Consider the following 15,458-nt stretch of genomic DNA (forward strand, 5'->3'; position numbering starts at 1 on the left):
TCGGTACCGACCATGGTGCTTGGCACCTGACCGGAAATGATCACCATTGGAATCGAATCCATCTAGGCCGTGGCGATACCGGTGATGGCGTTTGTGGCGCCTGGACCGGAAGTTACCAATACCACGCCGGCTTTACCGGTGGCACGAGCATAGCCGTCAGCCATATGGGTAGCCGCTTGTTCGTGACGAACCAGGATGTGGGTCACTTCCGGTTCTTTGAACCGGGCCTCGTAAACATGCAGGAGAGCACCACCCGGGTACCCGTAAATATATTTGACGCCTTCGTCACGCAAAAAGCGGACGAGCATCTCACCGCCAGATAAAAGCTCCACGTTGTTCACCTCTAAAACGCCAGAATACCGTCCACAAAATAGGGGCGGGTCTTAATAGGTTTACTTCTCGGCAGAGCATGAGCGACGGTGGTCGCCGACTACGTCAGCACTGACTGAGCAAGTATTGGGATCGTCCCAAGTGTTGCGGGCCTTTCCCACCCAGCGCGAGGTAACGCGTTGCGGGTGTAACAGGTCGGCGCGGATGTGCGCCTCATGATCTACCGAGAGGGTCTGCTTCTGGCAGTCCCTCTACAGCGGACTTTGGATTCTTCTGTTTCGCCCTCTCCAAGTCAAGTCGTCTGTGTGCTTAATTGTGGGTAAGCACATGAGAACGCAAGAAAAAACCTGAAAACCGCTACTCTGTTAGCGTCAATTGCGCAATTTTGCCAAGGAATCAGCATGCGAACGCTCCTCCTCACACTGCTGATCGGCCTCAGCCCCTGGTGCTCGGCCGCTCAGATCTACAAATGGGTCGACGCCCAAGGTGTCACGCATTTCGATGCACAACCTCCCCAAGGCCAGCCGTCCACCTCTGTGCAGACACCCTCCTCGCCCGCGCCGAAACCTGCGGCAATGCCCGGTAACGGCATACTCGGCGATCAGAAAGCCATCGATGCCAAGGTCAAGAAACAGGTCGCCGACCAGCAAGCGCAGCTCAAAGCATTTTGTGAACAGGCACGCACCAACCTTGCGCAATTGCAGAACAATCCGCGCTTGCGGGAGGAAGTAGAGGGACAATTGCGGCGGCTTGATGATGCGCAACGTCAGGAACGCATCGGCGAAGCGCAGAAGCAGATAGCGCAAAACTGCCAGTAATGACTGGCAGCTTCCGGTTCAGCGCGAAGCAGTAATCAGCAAGTCGAACTCTTTGAGCAATACCTGAAGCTGCCGATCCTTGCCCTGCAGATTGCGCTGGGCGAAGACCATTTCAGCCATTTCCTGAATGCCCGAGGCATTAGGTAACGGCAGATCCTGTTCGAGGATCATCTTCATGCGTGGCAGGAAAATCCATTGCAACCACTGCTCGAAGTCGAGCGTGTCGACCGAAAACGGCTCGACACTGCTCAAGGCTTCGGCGGACGGCGAGACTTCATCCCACATGCCCTGCGTACGCAGTTCACGCTCGATCAGCAAAAGCTGATCGGCGATTTTCGGAAAACGACTATCCATCACAGCGAAACCTTGGCCTTTTGACGGGCCAGAGCGGCGCCAGCGGAGTCACCCTGCTTCTCACGGGACTGAGCGATCAGCTCCCACAGACTGGCCTGCAAATCCGGACGACCGTTGGCCAGCGTCAAGGCACGACGGGCGAACTGTTCGGCCTGCGGCGCATCGCCTTGAGCCATGCGCACCTGCGCCAGGCGATAAAGCACTTGCGGTTCACGCGGGGCCACACGTTGCGCGCGCTCCAGGCTGGAAGACGCGCCGTTGAGGTCGCCACCGGCCTGTTGCTGTTGAGCGGTGGTCAGCAAGGCGAGAACCGGACCGTCCAGTTGCTCATCCGCAGACAAGCCACCGCCACTGTTGGCCGAAGGAATGCCACTTGGCGTCGAAGGCATGCTGTAGCTGCCGGAGTTGATCGGCGCCGATTCCACTGGCGAAGGGTTGTACGGCCCCGGCGTGATGCCACCGGACGCCGGACCCGGCACGATCGGTGAAGTGCTGATCGGCGTCGAGGTGGTCGCGCCGCCACCCGGCACCATCACAACTACGCCAGAGTCACCTTGTGGAATGGCCTGAGTCTGGCCCTGAACAGGACGCTTGACCGTGGTTTGGCGGAAGCCGCCATTGGCCGAAATGCGTTCGCTGTTGGACACGGCCGTACCGGAATCAACCACCGGGATCGAACCACGCTGTACGGTAGAGCAGCCGCTGAGCAAAGCTACGGCGGTCACCGCTGGAATCAACCACTTGTTCACTTGAAACCCTCTTCGCTTAATTCATCCAGCCCTTGACCCAATCCATCACCGACTCGCCTGTAGCAGGCGTTTCGCCCGCACACGAGGCGCCGGGTGGCGGTTCGCTGCCGCGAATATACGGCATCTGCACCGCACCCGGGCAGTTGGCATCGGAGCCTTGCCCGGTATGGGAGTCGACCCACGCCTGCACGATGTTGTCCGGTTGCGGCATGTCCAGCGGCAGCGGATCGGCCTTGCGCATGAAACTGGTCCAGACCTGCAACGCACCGGTGGCGCCGGTGAACGGCGTCTTGCCGTTGTCATCACGCCCCAGCCACACCACCGCCAGCAAGTCCTGACTGAAGCCTGCGAACCAACTGTCGCGAGAATCGTTACTGGTGCCGGTCTTGCCGGCCAGGGTCAGGGTTTTCGGCAGCACGTTGTAAACCGATCTGCCGGTACCTTCACGCATCACGCGCTGCATGGCGTTCTGAATCAGATAGATGGAAGCCGGATCAAAACGCTGCTGAATCTGGAACGGATAACGCTTGAGCGGCTCGCCTTCGGCGGTCAGTACGCTGCGAATCCCGCGCATTGGCGTGTTGAAACCGCCGTTGGCCAGCGTCTGGTACATGGTCGCCACTTCGATCGGGGTCATGCCGCCGGCGCCCAGCAACATGGACGGGTATGCCGGGAACTCACGCGTCACACCCAGACGCGCCAAGGTCTTGAGCACATTGGGCACACCCACTTCCAGACCGAGACGCGAGGTCGACAGATTGTAGGAATGCGCCAGGCCCTGATAGAGGAACACGGTGCCATGGGAGCGGCGATCATAGTTCTGCGGTTTCCACACCTGACCGTCGGCTCCTTTGACCGATAGCGGTTCATCAGACAACCAACTGGTCAGTGTGTACTGACTCGGTTTCTCCAGCGCGGTCAAATACACCGCCGGCTTGATCAACGAACCCACCGGACGCACGGCATCGAGTGCCCGGTTGAACCCGGCAAAACTTGCCTGCCGGCTACCGATCATCGCCTGCACTTCACCGGTTTCCGGGTTGGTCACGACCATGGCCGCTTCCACATCATCGGAGCCTTTGCGCCCTGACAGGCGTTTAAAGGTGTCATTGACCGAAGCCTCGGCCTTCATCTGCAGAATCGGGTCGAAACTGGTGAAGATCCGCAGGCCTTCTTCGGTCAAGTCTTCGTCGCGATAGTCTTCGCGCAACTGGCGTTTGACCAGATCCATAAAGCCTGGAAACGAGCTGTCCGCCAATTTGCCGCGAGTGGTCACACCCAATGGCATTTTCTTCGCAGCTTCGACCTGCTCCGCCGTTGCCACGCCTTGTTGCTCAAGCACGTCGAGCACAAGGTTGCGACGCTCAAGCGCACGCTCGGGGTTGCGACGCGGGTTGTAATAGGACGGGCCTTTGACCATGCCGACCAGCAACGCTACTTGATGCAGTTTCAGCTCGGACAAGGGTTGGCCGAAGAAAAACTGGCTCGCCAGACCGAAACCATGCACCGCACGCTGGCCATCCTGACCGACGAAGACTTCGTTGAGGTACGCCTCAAGGATGTCTTTCTTGTCGTAATGCAATTCCAGCAACATCGCCATCATTGCTTCGGTGAGCTTACGGGTCAGGCTGCGTTCATTGGTCAGGTAGAAGTTCTTGACCAACTGCTGGGTCAGCGTACTGCCGCCCTGAGTCATCTTGCCGCCGGAGGTATTGACCCAAATGGCGCGGGCAATCGACTTCGGCGATACGCCCCAGTGACTGTAGAAATCGCGATCTTCTACAGCAACGAGGGTTTCCAGCAGATACGGCGGCACCTGATCGATCTTGATCAGAATGCGGTCTTCAAGGTTTTTCGGGTAAATCCCGCCGATCAGCAGCGGCTCCAGGCGAACCACGGACAATTTCGAACCGTTGATTGCCGAAAGCTCAGCAACGTAGTCACCGGAGAAGCGCACATGCACCGGCTGCGGTTTCTCCATGCCTTCATAAAACTGGAAGCCACGGGTATTCAGATCGACGGTATTGCCGTTGACCGCTGCGGAACCCGGACCATTGCTCACGGCTTCGCGGCGATAGCCCAGGGCATCGAGTTCGGTGAGGAAATCGTCTTTGCTGAGCTTTTGTCCGACGAACAGCTCAAGCGGACGCGCGTAGACCTTGGCCGGGATGGTCCAGCGCTTGCCGGAGAACTTCTCCTGCACCACGGCATCGAGGTAAACGGCGAATCCGGCCAGCACCACAAGGCCGACCAGACTGAGTTTAATGGCCCAACCCAGCCAAGGGCGCAGGCCCTTGGAAGGTGGTTTTTTCTTGGTACGGGGAGATCGAGTTCGAGTCATGGCGGCGGATTATACGCACTTTATTCATACTCAACAGAAGCGCTCCGAGGTTTGCGTCGGGCTGGCGAGCGGCCATAATGGCGACCTCGAATTTCCCCCAGTCTCTGAAGGATCGCCCGTGAGCCAGTCACTGATCGCTGCCCTGCAAAACCCGGCCCTCTACCCGCACCCCGTCGAAGGGTTCCAGGTCATCGAAACCCATATCTCGTGGGTGATCCTCACCGGCCCCTTTGCATATAAAGTGAAGAAACCGGTGAATTTCGGCTTCCTCGACTTCACCAACCTCCAAGCGCGTGAACATTTCTGCGCTGAAGAACTGCGTCTGAACCAGCGTCTGACCAACGATTTGTACCTGGAAGTGTTGCCCGTCACTGGCAGCGTCGAAGCGCCACAACTGGGCGGCGATGGCCCGGCTATCGAATACCTGCTGAAAATGCGCCAGTTCCCGCAAACCGGTTTGCTCAGCACCCTGCAAGCCAACGGCGAGCTGACCACTCAGCACATCGATGAAATGGCCGAGCAGATCGCCAAATTCCACCTCGCCGCCCCGAAAGTCCCGGCCGAGCATGATGCCGGCACCCCGGACAGCGTGATGGCACCGGTATCGCAAAACTTCGAACAGATTCTGCCGTTCCTCAGTGACAAAAACGATCTGCTGCAACTCGAGGCACTTAAAGCCTGGGCCGAAAGCAGCTTCGCCCGCCTCAAGCCACTGTTCGCCCAGCGCAAGGCCGAAGGCTTCACTCGCGAGTGCCACGGCGATATCCACTTGGGCAACGCCACTGTCATCGACGGCAAAGTGGTGATCTTTGACTGCATCGAGTTCAACGAACCGTTTCGTTTCACCGACGTCTGGGCTGACACCGGTTTCCTGGCGATGGACCTCGAAGACCGTGGCCTGAAATCGTTGGCCCGCCGCTTCATCAGCCAGTACCTGGAACTGACCGGCGACTATCAAGGCATGGAAGTGCTGAACTTCTATAAAGCCTACCGTGCACTGGTTCGCGCAAAAGTAGCACTGTTCAGCATGCCGGCAGACGCGACTCCGGTGCAGCGCGCCACCACCCTGCGCCAGTACCGCAACTACGCCAACCTGGCGGAAAGCTACAGCACCATTCCTTCACGTTTCATGGCAATTACCCACGGTGTTTCCGCCGTTGGCAAAAGCCACGTAGCCATGCGCCTGGTCGAAGCACTGGGGGCAATTCGTCTGCGCTCCGATGTTGAGCGCAAGCGTTTGTTCGGTGAGCAGACCGTCGCCAATGATGTGCAGGCCGGCATTTATAGTGCCGACGCCAGCACCGCGACCTACTCACGCCTGCATGAAATCGCTGAAGTGATCCTGCACGCCGGTTATCCAGTGGTGATCGATGCCACTTACCTCAAGCGCGAGCAACGTGACAACGCTGCAAAAATCGCCGAAGCCACTGGCACGCCGTTCCTGATCCTCGACTGCAATGCGCCGCAAGCGGTGATCGAGAGCTGGCTGGCCATTCGTCAGGCAGACAAACAGGATCCGTCCGACGCTACGCTGGCCGTGATCGAAGCTCAACAAGCCAATCGCGAAGCGCTGACGCCGGAGGAGATCCTGCGTAGCAAACGCGTGCAGACCAATGAATCCGGCACGCTGGACACCGTGGTGGCGCAGATCCGCCAACGCCTGCCAGGCCTGTAAGAAACTATTTCGGCCGTGAAGCCCTCGCTCGCTTCACGGCCGTCAAATAGTGGCACTATACTGGCGTCATAAAACCAACAGGTGATGTGACATGAGCCAACCCAAACTTCTCGACACCCCGCTGTATGCCTTACTGCACAAAGATGACATCACGGGTTTCAACAAGGAACGCCCGAAAGACGGGCCGATCGACATGGTCGGCGGCGACTTCCGCGGTCTCGACCTGCGTGAACTGAACGCCGATGGCGTGGATTTCCGGGACGCGTATTTCCGTTCCGCCGATCTGCGTGGCATCGATTTCCGGCACGCTTCGCTGGAGGGTGCAAGCCTGGCCCACGCACAGATTTCCGGTGCGTACTTCCCGCCGGAGCTCAGCGCTGACGAGATTCTGATGTCGATGAATTTCGGGACGCGCCTGCGTTATCGCACCCGCTGATATCTCTGACACGACGCCCACCCTGTGGGAGCGAGCCTGCTCGCGAAGACGGAGTGTCAGTTACCCTGATCGTGAAAGTCAGACCGCTTTCGCGAGCAGGTTCGCTCCCACATTTGATATTTGTTTGCACCCTTCTTTCTGCGTTCGCAGGCCTTTCACCCCGTCCGGTTGTCGTTTCTTAGAAGCGTTTGCGTTGATTGCGACCAAACAACCACGCTTTTCCTACTGATGGCTACACTCCTGAGAAGCTCGCCCACGCACCATTCGGCCGTCGCAAGGAGGCTTGATGAATGATGAACTGCAACACCTGAAGAATCTTGGCAAGACGTCGGCGCAATGGCTGCATGCCGTGGGCATCCACAGCGCCTCGGACTTGCGTCGCCTGGGCGCGGTGGACGCCTACCGGGCCGTGCGTACCCGCGGGTTTCGCGCATCGAAGGTGTTGTTGTATGCGATCGAGGGCGCGCTCATGGATGTGCATTGGAACGACATCCCAGCCGAGCGCAAGGACGCCCTGAACAAGCAACTTGAAGCCATTTCCTCGCGTCACAAGAATTGAACAGGCGCTGACCGTTATGTACCTGCTAGGGGAACAATCGGCGTTTGCCGACGCACTGATCAATCGTTTGCAGAACTTGCCGGCGCAATGGCTGGAAGGTCTAGCGCCGTGCGCAGAAACCTTGGAGTTGGGCGCGACGGATGACCTGATGGCGCAATTACCCGGCGATCAGATGTTTCTGCTGACCGATGGCGTGATCAACGGCTGCATAGGCAACCGGGCGTTGTTTTACTGGCAGGAAGGTGACTTGATCGGCCTGCAGCGCGGTAACGATTGGGCCGATTGCCGTTTGCGCAACGATGGACCAGTGCGTTTGCTGCCCTATCGGCGCCGTGATGTGTTCCAGCATTTGTATACAGAACCGGGCCGGGCGGATCAGTTTCTCGAGTATTTGCTGGGACAAATGGCGATCCTGGCTCACGCGGTGGCTGAGTTGAAACCTCGGGAGTTTCGTAGCACCAATGGTTTTAAACGGGTCGACGCTGGAGAAACCTTGATTCAGCAAGGCGATGCCGCCGATCACGTGTTTGTGATCATCGACGGGCATGCCGAAGCCTTTGTCGATGGGCACAAGGTCGGCGAGGTGCCCAAGGACGAGATTTTCGGTGCCATGGCGGTGTTCACCGGCGAGCCACGCAATGCCACGGTCATCGCCCGCGAACCGAGTACGGTGATGTTGATTCCCGGTGATCAGTTTTTGAGCCTGACCCGCACCAATCCGAAGATCGCCCACAGCCTGATCGAAAGCATGGCGCGGCGCATCGATCAACTGAACAAGCAGATTACCCAATTGAGCTCGAACCGAAATTAACGCCAAGCCCACTTTTCTCTGGGCTTGGCGCCCATTGACGAGATGAAATCAGGCAAATGGAAAAACAGTGGTTGACTCGGTAATGAGAATCGCTATGATTATCACAACTGATCGCGAGATCGGTCGATATTCTGAAAAGCCCTTGGTTCGGACTCTCAGATTATCTCCTCATCAGGCTAATCACGGTTATTTGACCCGGTTTTTACCGGGTCTTTTTTTGCCTGTGGAAAAGTCATTTACCGAACTGTTTGCGCATCTCTTCGCAATAATCGCGCTTCGCCGTAGCGGGTGTGTACCAGACGAAATCGGCCATCGCGGCTGTGACTTCAGCGCCCTGCTCCGCCAGCATCAGCACGATGGGCGTCTCAGTCGCGCCCAGATCCAGCAGATGCAGCGGCACGCCCACATCGTTTCGTGCATGCCATGCCCCCGCCAGCAACAACGAGGGTGTCGGTGCAGCCAACAGACGTTCTGCCATGCGTCGATCCCGCTGTTGCTGAACCGCCAACATCGCCGGCGTCTGCGACTCGGGTAGCAGGCCACAATGGGAATCGCTGATCTGCTCCAGCAAAGTCGTCTTCACCGATTCAGCCATGCTGCGCTCTCCGCTCAACACCGGCCGATTGCGATAGAGGCTGCGAATTTCCCCGTTATCAAGATTGGCAGCCAATAACGGATATGGCTGTGTAAGGGCGAAGCGGACAATCGGCCCGTAGAGATTCCAGTCCCAGCCATCCTGCCAGGCCAGCGCTCTGGGAAGATCGGCGGATGGCGACGCAGACTGGCGCTGCGCGTCGATTTTCGGCTGCTGATCCGGCGTAAGCATTTCCAGCAAGAGGCTGCCCTGTGGCCGCCGTTTGCCGAGAGACTTCAGAAGCCATAACTGCGCGGCGTGGTGATCGGCGTTGTCATGCTGCTCGCCGATGATCACTCGCTGCGGTTCAGCAAGACGGCTGAGCAATTGCTGCGCCGTCAGCGTCTGGCCGCTGTGCAGGTCGCGAATCTCGCCACCGACCGGCGGCGGTGCGACAACATGCTGGCAACCCACTAGCAACAACACGGCCAACAGCCACATCCCACGCATGCAATCACCTCAATGAGAACGTCAGCGGGCGATGATCAGCGGATGCCCACGCTCCGGGTGCGGTTGCACCAATACTTCAAGACCGAACACGGCTTTGAGCATATCCGGACGCAAAACCTGTTCAGGCGTATCCAGTGCGACCGGACGCCCACCTTCGAGCAGCAACACGCGGTCACAATAACGCGCCGCCAGATTCAGATCATGCAGGATCACCAGCACGGCTGCGCCGCGATCGGCAAACTCGCGCACAGCCTGCAAGGTTGTGTGCTGATGCAGTGGGTCAAGCATCGAGGTCGGTTCGTCCAGCAGCAACGTTTGTCCGGCCTGCCCGGGCCAGAGTTGCGCCAGCACCCGCGCCAGATGCACCCGCTGGCGCTCACCGCCCGACAACGCCAGGTAGCTGCGACCGCTCAGATGCCTGGCATCAGCGGCTGCCAGCGCCGCAGCAACAATCTCGTCATCACGCACCCGACCACTTTGATAAGGCAAACGGCCCATGCCGACCACTTCTTCAACGCGAAAGGCAAAATCCAGCGTCGACACCTGCGGCAACACAGCCAAGCGCTGAGCGCGTTGCGTACCGCTCCAATGGCTCAAGGCTTCGCAGTCGAGGGAAACTTCGCCCTCACTGGCCGTCAACTCGCCGCATAGAGCGCCGAGCAAGGTACTTTTACCGGCGCCATTGGGACCCAGCACGCCGAGCACTTCGCCCGGTTTGAGCTCCACGCTGACCCCGCTCAGGACAGTCTTGCGGCCGCGAAGGATATGCAGGTTGTGCGCACGCAACATCAGGCATGCCCTCGCAACAACAGATAAAGAAAGAACGGCGCACCGATAAACGCCGTGACAATACCGATTGGCAACTCCGCCGGCGCCAGCGCCAGACGCGCCAGCAGATCCGCCAGCAACAACAGACTCGCCCCGGCCAGCACGGAGGCTGGCAGCAACACTCGATGATCGGGACCTGCCAACAGCCGCACCAGATGCGGCACCACCAACCCGACAAAACCGATCATCCCTGCCGCCGCCACTGCCGCGCCGACACCCAGCGCCGTGCAGAACACCAATTGGCGCTTGAGCCGCTCGACATCAATGCCCAAATGCCCCGCCTCGGATTCACCGAGCAGCAAGGCATTCAACGCTTTCGCCCGACGCGGCAGCCACAGCGCAACGCCGGCGCTGATGATCAACAACGGCCACAACCGCGCATAACTGGCGCCGTTGAGGCTGCCCAGGTTCCAGAACGTCAGCGTGCGCAGGGTTGCGTCGTCCGCGAGATAAGTGAACAGTCCGACCGCCGAACCGGCGAGCGCCGTCAGTGCGATCCCCGCCAGCAACAGGGTCGCGACATGGGTTTGTCCGTCGCGCCGGCCTAGTCGGTAGACCAGCGCCGTCACCCCGAGCCCGCCGAGGAACGCACACACCGATAACAGATAAGGCCCAACCGATTCAGGCAAACCGCCAAAAAAAGAGCCGCCGACAATCGCTATCGCCGCCCCCAACGCCGCGCCACTGGAAACACCGACCAGCCCTGGGTCCGCCAGCGGATTACGAAACAGCCCCTGCATCGCCACGCCAGTCAACGCCAGTACACCGCCAACCGCCAGCCCGAGCAACGTTCGCGGCAGACGAATCTGCCCGAGAATCAGTTCGGCCTGCTCCAGCCCCTCCGGCGCCAGCGGCACACCGATCAGGCGCAAAGCCGCGCGTAACGTATCGAACAGCGGCAGACTGACCGGGCCGAGCGCCAATGACAGCCAGATCGCCAGCACACACAGGAGCGTCAGGCCAATGAACAAGCCTCGGGGTTTGACCCGTGTGGTCATGGGTTGCTCTTGGCCGGGTAGAAACCGTCAGACAGGGTTTTCACAACGCGGGGACTCAGGCGCATACACAGCTTCCTTTAACAAGGTTTCCCGGGCGTCTGGGTGGCAGGCCAAGTATCCTCGGCATCTGGCAAACGCCTGTGGGCGAAGGCCGCCATTTGATAATTGCTTGCATTTAAACGTCAAGCTCGAACATATCCGAACACGAGCCAACATTAGAGGATAGTCATGAAGTTTCTCTGCGCGGGTGCCGATCTGGCCGAGGCCGGCAGTCGCGGTTTTGATGTCGACGGGAAAAAACTGTTTGCCGTGCGCCGCAACGGCCAGGTCTATGTCTACCTCAATCGTTGCCCGCATCGAGGCGTTGGCCTGGAATGGCAGCCGGACCAATTTCTCGACCCCAGCAACAGCCTGATCCAGTGCGCCACCCATGGCGCACTGTTTCTGATCGAGGACGGTGAGTGCGTCGCAGGGCCCTGCGCCGGGCAATCGTTGACCCACATCCCTTGCCGGGAAGACGTACAGGGCGTGTGGATCACCCTTTAGCCGTTGAGCAGTACCTCCAACCGACGATCAATGACCATTTCCTCATGGTTCAACCGCACGCCGTACGCCAGTACTTCAACGCCACTGGCGAGCGCTTCACGCAACGCCTCGGCATAGGCCGGGTCGATTTCCACGGCCGGACGCACCGCCTCAATCCCGGTGAGATTCACGCAGTACAACTGCACCGCACGAATCCCGTCCCGCGCCAGATGCGCCAGTTCACGCAAATGCTTGGCGCCACGCTGGGTCACGGAATCGGGAAACGCCGCCACATTCGTGCCATCAAAGCCCAAGGTGACGCTTTTCACTTCGACATACGCCGGGCCGCTCGGGTATTCGAGGCGAAAGTCGATGCGGCTTTTTTCCTGTCCGTAAGCCACTTCGCGCTTCAACGCGGTAAACCCGTTCAACTCGGTGATGACGCCAGCCTGCAAGGCTTCTTCGACCAGCCCGTTGGCGCGCGCGGTATTGACACAAAACAAACGGCCCTGCGGGGTTTCGCCGATTTCCCAAGTGCCAGGCAATTTGCGTTTCGGGTCATTCGAGCGACTGAACCAGACCTGCCCGCCCTCGACCTGACAATTGAGCATCGAGCCGGTGTTTGGGCAGTGAATCGTCAGCAACTCGCCGCCAACGGTTTCGATATCAGTGAGAAAACGCTTGTAACGGCGGATTAGCCGCGCCTCTTCCAGAGGAGGATCAAAGCGCATCAGCCTTGCCAGCTCTTCAAGCCACGCGCGATCCGCTCCACCGCTTCTTGTAAGCGAGGTAGGTTTTGCGTGTAGGCAAAACGCACATGGTGACTGGCCTGATAGCGTCCAAAATCCAGACCCGGGGTAAACGCAACGTGCTCGGTTTCGAGGAAATGTTGGCAGAACGCGAAGGCATCGCCGCCGAACTGGCTGATATCGGCATAGAGATAGAACGCGCCTTCGGGCTCCACGGCGATGTTGAAACCCAGTTCACGCAACGCCGGCAGGAGGAAGTCGCGGCGACGGCCGAATTCGGCGCGGCGCTCTTCCAGAATCGCGATCGTGTCCGCTTCAAAACAGGCCAGCGCCGCGTATTGCGCCATGCTCGGTGCGCTGATGTAGAGGTTCTGTGCGAGCTTCTCCAACTCGCTGACCGCCGCATCCGGCGCCACCAGCCAACCGAGGCGCCAACCGGTCATGCCGAAATATTTCGAGAAGCTGTTGAGGACAAATGCGCTGTCATCGACTTCCAGCACGCTCGCCGCATCGGTGCCATACGTCAGGCCGTGATAGATCTCGTCTACCACCAGATGGCCGTGCCGGGCCTTGATGGCTGTGGATAAACCGGCCAATTCATCGCGCGTCAGAATAGTCCCCGTCGGGTTGGCTGGTGAAGCAACCAGCGCACCAACGCTATCGTGGTCCCAATACCGTTCGACCAGATCCGGAGTCAGTTGATAACGCACGTCCGGCCCGACAGGCACTAGCTGCGCAGCGCCTTCGACCAGGCGCAGGAAGTGGCGGTTACACGGGTATCCGGGGTCCGCCAGGAGCCAGTGCTTGCCGGGATCGACCAGCAAGGCGCTGGCCAGCAAAAGCGCGCCGGAGCCGCCCGGGGTGATCAGAATGCGCCGCGGATCGATGTTCAAGCCATAACGCGATTGGTAGAAACCGGAAATTGCTTCGCGCAGTTCAGGAATACCACGGGCAGCGGTGTAACGCGTTTTGCCCGCCGTCAGCGCGGCTTGGCCGGCACGGATGATTGGCTCTGCGGTAGTGAAGTCCGGTTCGCCAATCTCCAGGTGAATGACATCGTGCCCCTCGGCCTGCAATTCATTGGCCCGCGCCAGCAGTGCCATCACATGGAACGGTTCGATCGCACGACTGCGCGCACTGTAGGGCTGAGCCATTGGCCTTCCTTCGACGAGGGAAAAGAAACGATTCTACCCATCTGCCGGAACGAGCGAGAACCCACAGAGGTCACAGCCTCAAGAACACTGGATTGTAACGACACAAGCGTACGCTCCAGGATTGACTAAAATCAGTGATTGAACAGGTCTTCCACACCGCCAGACACGGCTTGCCAAACATTTGCAAGCGCCACCCGCCGGGGCCTCGACATCCGGGAGTAGCGCAGGCCGAATTGATCTGGTAAGTTCGCCCGCTTGCAGCCGCAGGGCCGGCAGGTGTCGGTGATGGAGCAATCCTGCGCAATGGATTACAAGAGTAGAGGCGGTCCATTTCATGCCCACCCAAGCAAAGCAACAGCAGCAAGCGACGATCAGCAGCTTCGAACCTTATGTTCCGAAGGCCGGCGAAGAGTACATGGGCGCCCCGATGCGCGCGCACTTCATCAAGATCCTGAACAAGTGGAAACAGGACTTGATGCAGGAAGTCGACCGAACTGTTGATCACATGAAAGACGAAGCGGCCAACTTCCCTGACCCGGCAGATCGTGCCAGCCAGGAAGAAGAATTTGCCCTCGAACTGCGCGCCCGCGATCGCGAGCGCAAGTTGATCAAGAAGATCGACAAGACGCTTGAGCTGATTCAGGACGAAGAATACGGCTGGTGCGAGTCCTGCGGCATCGAGATCGGCGTCAAGCGCCTCGAAGCCCGTCCTACCGCGGATCTGTGCATCGACTGCAAGACCCTGGCAGAAATCAAGGAAAAGCAGGTCGGCAAGTAATCTCGACCTGAACGAAAAACGGAGCGTGCGAACGCTCCGTTTTTGTTTCTGCCTTTTGCCTGCCTTCTCTGCCTCTGTGGGAGGGGGCTTGCTCCCGAATACGGTGTGTCATAAACAGAGATGTTGACTAATAAACCGCATGCGGCAGCAAGCCCCCTCACGCAAAGGTAATGTGCGCGAAACCTGAAAAGTTATATTGCTCCCATGACTGCCACAACCTCCCCTGCCTACATCGGCCGCTTCGCCCCAACCCCCAGTGGCCACCTGCATTTCGGCTCGCTGGTCGCAGCGCTTGCCTCCTATCTCGATGCCCGCTCTGTGGGCGGTCGCTGGCTGGTGCGCATGGAAGATCTCGATCCGCCCCGTGAAGATCCGGGTGCGCAAAGCGCGATTCTCAAGGCGCTGGAAAGCTATGGTTTCGAATGGGACGGCGAGACGGTGCGCCAGAGTGATCGGCACGATGCCTATGCCGAAGTCCTCAACAGCCTGTTCAACCATGGCCTGGCCTACGCCTGCACCTGCTCGCGCAAACAACTGGAGCCGTATCACGGGATTTATCCGGGGTTGTGCCGCAATGCCGGCCACGACCAGCAGGATGCGGCGATACGCCTGCGTGTGCCGGAGCTGGCATATCACTTCATCGACCGGGTGCAAGGCGAATACCGCCAGCATCTGGGCCGCGATGTCGGCGATTTCGTCATTCGCCGTCGCGATGGCCTCTATGCCTATCAACTGGCCGTGGTGCTCGACGATGCCTGGCAGGGCATCACCGACATCGTGCGCGGCGCCGATCTGCTCGACTCCACACCGCGCCAGCTCTATCTGCAGGAACTGTTGGGGCTGCGTCAGCCGCGTTATCTGCACCTGCCGCTGATCACCCAGCCGGACGGCAACAAACTGGGCAAGTCCTACCGCTCGCCGCCACTGCAAGCTGATCAAGCCACGCCGTTGCTGCTAAGGGCCCTGCGCGCACTGGGGCAAAACCCCGGCGCCGAACTCGAACATGCAACGCCGCAGGAACTGCTCAACTGGGGCAGCGCCCACTGGGACGCCACGAAGATCCCGCGCACACTGACCCTGCCCGAGGCGCAACTGCGATGACGACACTTGCAGTCGCGCCGCCATCCGTTACCATCGCCGCACGTTTTCGGGCACGCGCATAAAAAAGAGAGGCCGGGATGTACATCTATCGCTTGGTCCTGCTTTTGGTCGTGGGGATCTATCTGTTTTCTCCCGCCATCATGGATTGGTGGATCGACGCTACGGGCT

At 59.3% G+C, this 15,458-nt stretch carries 16 protein-coding genes and 1 pseudogene; 8 read left to right on the top strand and 9 right to left on the bottom strand.

Going from position 1 to position 15,458, the window contains the following annotated elements; all coding sequences use genetic code 11:
* Positions 1-332: pseudogene (locus ACIOU6_RS16810) on the bottom strand (thiamine pyrophosphate-binding protein); the annotation flags it as partial.
* 399 nt (positions 333-731) lie between these two features.
* On the opposite strand from ACIOU6_RS16810, the gene ACIOU6_RS16815 reads away from it, so the two are divergent.
* On the top strand, positions 732-1,148 hold the full coding sequence (locus ACIOU6_RS16815; protein ID WP_401138035.1) for a DUF4124 domain-containing protein: 417 nt from the start codon (positions 732-734) through the stop codon (positions 1,146-1,148).
* Between the two features lie 18 nt (positions 1,149-1,166).
* Here ACIOU6_RS16815 and ACIOU6_RS16820 read toward each other — a convergent pair whose 3' ends face one another.
* From ACIOU6_RS16820 to mrcB, 3 genes are read right to left on the bottom strand one after another with little or no spacing between them, the layout of a single operon-like run.
* Entirely contained in the window at positions 1,167-1,502 is a 336-nt protein-coding gene (locus ACIOU6_RS16820) for a YqcC family protein (protein WP_221733590.1), read from the bottom strand.
* Positions 1,502-2,251: a hypothetical protein gene (locus tag ACIOU6_RS16825; protein WP_221733589.1), complete on the bottom strand. Its 750-nt coding sequence runs from the start codon at positions 2,249-2,251 to the stop codon at positions 1,502-1,504. The genes ACIOU6_RS16820 and ACIOU6_RS16825 overlap by 1 nt, the downstream gene beginning before the upstream one ends.
* Before the next feature lie 16 nt (positions 2,252-2,267).
* Positions 2,268-4,592 (bottom strand): penicillin-binding protein 1B, encoded by a 2,325-nt coding sequence (gene mrcB / locus ACIOU6_RS16830; RefSeq protein ID WP_221733588.1) that lies wholly within the window; start codon positions 4,590-4,592, stop codon positions 2,268-2,270.
* 118 nt (positions 4,593-4,710) lie between these two features.
* On the opposite strand from mrcB, the gene ACIOU6_RS16835 reads away from it, so the two are divergent.
* The 4 genes from ACIOU6_RS16835 (at position 4,711) to ACIOU6_RS16850 (ending at position 8,073) form a co-directional block, all read left to right on the top strand.
* Positions 4,711-6,267, top strand: a complete 1,557-nt coding sequence (locus ACIOU6_RS16835; RefSeq protein WP_221733587.1) for a bifunctional aminoglycoside phosphotransferase/ATP-binding protein — start codon at positions 4,711-4,713, stop codon at positions 6,265-6,267.
* A gap of 91 nt (positions 6,268-6,358) precedes the next feature.
* Positions 6,359-6,703, top strand: a complete 345-nt coding sequence (locus ACIOU6_RS16840) for a pentapeptide repeat-containing protein (protein WP_221733586.1) — start codon at positions 6,359-6,361, stop codon at positions 6,701-6,703.
* A gap of 286 nt (positions 6,704-6,989) precedes the next feature.
* On the top strand, positions 6,990-7,262 hold the full coding sequence (locus ACIOU6_RS16845) for a TfoX/Sxy family protein (RefSeq protein WP_003228231.1): 273 nt from the start codon (positions 6,990-6,992) through the stop codon (positions 7,260-7,262).
* A gap of 16 nt (positions 7,263-7,278) precedes the next feature.
* A complete protein-coding gene (locus tag ACIOU6_RS16850) occupies positions 7,279-8,073 on the top strand; it encodes a Crp/Fnr family transcriptional regulator (protein WP_221733585.1) in 795 nt (264 codons plus the stop codon).
* A 232-nt stretch (positions 8,074-8,305) separates the two neighbouring features.
* On the opposite strand, the gene ACIOU6_RS16855 is transcribed toward ACIOU6_RS16850, so the two are convergent.
* The 3 genes from ACIOU6_RS16855 to ACIOU6_RS16865 are packed head-to-tail and all read right to left on the bottom strand — an operon-like array spanning position 8,306 to position 10,929.
* Positions 8,306-9,157: a ChaN family lipoprotein gene (locus ACIOU6_RS16855; RefSeq protein WP_221733584.1), complete on the bottom strand. Its 852-nt coding sequence runs from the start codon at positions 9,155-9,157 to the stop codon at positions 8,306-8,308.
* A 21-nt stretch (positions 9,158-9,178) separates the two neighbouring features.
* Positions 9,179-9,946 carry a heme ABC transporter ATP-binding protein gene (locus ACIOU6_RS16860; RefSeq protein ID WP_221733583.1) on the bottom strand — a complete coding sequence of 256 codons (768 nt, stop codon included), beginning with the start codon at positions 9,944-9,946 and terminating at the stop codon, positions 9,179-9,181.
* Positions 9,946-10,929, bottom strand: coding sequence for a FecCD family ABC transporter permease (locus tag ACIOU6_RS16865; RefSeq protein WP_401138124.1), 984 nt, complete (start codon positions 10,927-10,929; stop codon positions 9,946-9,948). The genes ACIOU6_RS16860 and ACIOU6_RS16865 overlap by 1 nt, the downstream gene beginning before the upstream one ends.
* Before the next feature lie 282 nt (positions 10,930-11,211).
* On the opposite strand from ACIOU6_RS16865, the gene ACIOU6_RS16870 reads away from it, so the two are divergent.
* Entirely contained in the window at positions 11,212-11,529 is a 318-nt protein-coding gene (locus ACIOU6_RS16870; RefSeq protein WP_221733582.1) for a Rieske (2Fe-2S) protein, read from the top strand.
* On the opposite strand, the gene sfsA is transcribed toward ACIOU6_RS16870, so the two are convergent.
* Positions 11,526-12,239 (bottom strand): DNA/RNA nuclease SfsA, encoded by a 714-nt coding sequence (sfsA, locus tag ACIOU6_RS16875; protein ID WP_401138045.1) that lies wholly within the window; start codon positions 12,237-12,239, stop codon positions 11,526-11,528. The genes ACIOU6_RS16870 and sfsA overlap by 4 nt on opposite strands.
* Positions 12,239-13,411 (bottom strand): pyridoxal phosphate-dependent aminotransferase, encoded by a 1,173-nt coding sequence (locus tag ACIOU6_RS16880; RefSeq protein ID WP_401138048.1) that lies wholly within the window; start codon positions 13,409-13,411, stop codon positions 12,239-12,241. Before ACIOU6_RS16880 ends, sfsA begins: the two co-directional genes overlap by 1 nt.
* A 334-nt stretch (positions 13,412-13,745) precedes the next feature.
* Between ACIOU6_RS16880 and dksA the strand changes: the two genes are divergently transcribed.
* Both dksA and gluQRS read left to right on the top strand, forming a co-directional pair.
* A complete protein-coding gene (gene dksA / locus ACIOU6_RS16885) occupies positions 13,746-14,189 on the top strand; it encodes an RNA polymerase-binding protein DksA (RefSeq protein ID WP_221733579.1) in 444 nt (147 codons plus the stop codon).
* A 204-nt stretch (positions 14,190-14,393) separates the two neighbouring features.
* Entirely contained in the window at positions 14,394-15,290 is an 897-nt protein-coding gene (gene gluQRS / locus ACIOU6_RS16890) for a tRNA glutamyl-Q(34) synthetase GluQRS (protein ID WP_401138051.1), read from the top strand.
* Positions 15,291-15,458: the final 168 nt, after the last annotated feature.

It is taken from the genome of Pseudomonas sp. NPDC087615 (assembly GCF_044743445.1).
Taxonomy (GTDB): domain Bacteria; phylum Pseudomonadota; class Gammaproteobacteria; order Pseudomonadales; family Pseudomonadaceae; genus Aquipseudomonas; species Aquipseudomonas baetica_A.

Coding starts and splice junctions, on each gene's coding strand:
- sfsA (WP_401138045.1), bottom strand. CDS start 12,239: ATGCGCTTTGATCCTCCTCTGGAAGAGGCGCGGCTAATCCGCCGTTAC.
- ACIOU6_RS16845 (WP_003228231.1), top strand. CDS start 6,990: ATGAATGATGAACTGCAACACCTGAAGAATCTTGGCAAGACGTCGGCG.
- ACIOU6_RS16840 (WP_221733586.1), top strand. CDS start 6,359: ATGAGCCAACCCAAACTTCTCGACACCCCGCTGTATGCCTTACTGCAC.
- ACIOU6_RS16860 (WP_221733583.1), bottom strand. CDS start 9,946: ATGTTGCGTGCGCACAACCTGCATATCCTTCGCGGCCGCAAGACTGTC.
- dksA (WP_221733579.1), top strand. CDS start 13,746: ATGCCCACCCAAGCAAAGCAACAGCAGCAAGCGACGATCAGCAGCTTC.
- mrcB (WP_221733588.1), bottom strand. CDS start 4,592: ATGACTCGAACTCGATCTCCCCGTACCAAGAAAAAACCACCTTCCAAG.
- ACIOU6_RS16870 (WP_221733582.1), top strand. CDS start 11,212: ATGAAGTTTCTCTGCGCGGGTGCCGATCTGGCCGAGGCCGGCAGTCGC.
- ACIOU6_RS16815 (WP_401138035.1), top strand. CDS start 732: ATGCGAACGCTCCTCCTCACACTGCTGATCGGCCTCAGCCCCTGGTGC.
- ACIOU6_RS16855 (WP_221733584.1), bottom strand. CDS start 9,157: ATGCGTGGGATGTGGCTGTTGGCCGTGTTGTTGCTAGTGGGTTGCCAG.
- gluQRS (WP_401138051.1), top strand. CDS start 14,394: ATGACTGCCACAACCTCCCCTGCCTACATCGGCCGCTTCGCCCCAACC.
- ACIOU6_RS16850 (WP_221733585.1), top strand. CDS start 7,279: ATGTACCTGCTAGGGGAACAATCGGCGTTTGCCGACGCACTGATCAAT.
- ACIOU6_RS16880 (WP_401138048.1), bottom strand. CDS start 13,411: ATGGCTCAGCCCTACAGTGCGCGCAGTCGTGCGATCGAACCGTTCCAT.
- ACIOU6_RS16820 (WP_221733590.1), bottom strand. CDS start 1,502: ATGGATAGTCGTTTTCCGAAAATCGCCGATCAGCTTTTGCTGATCGAG.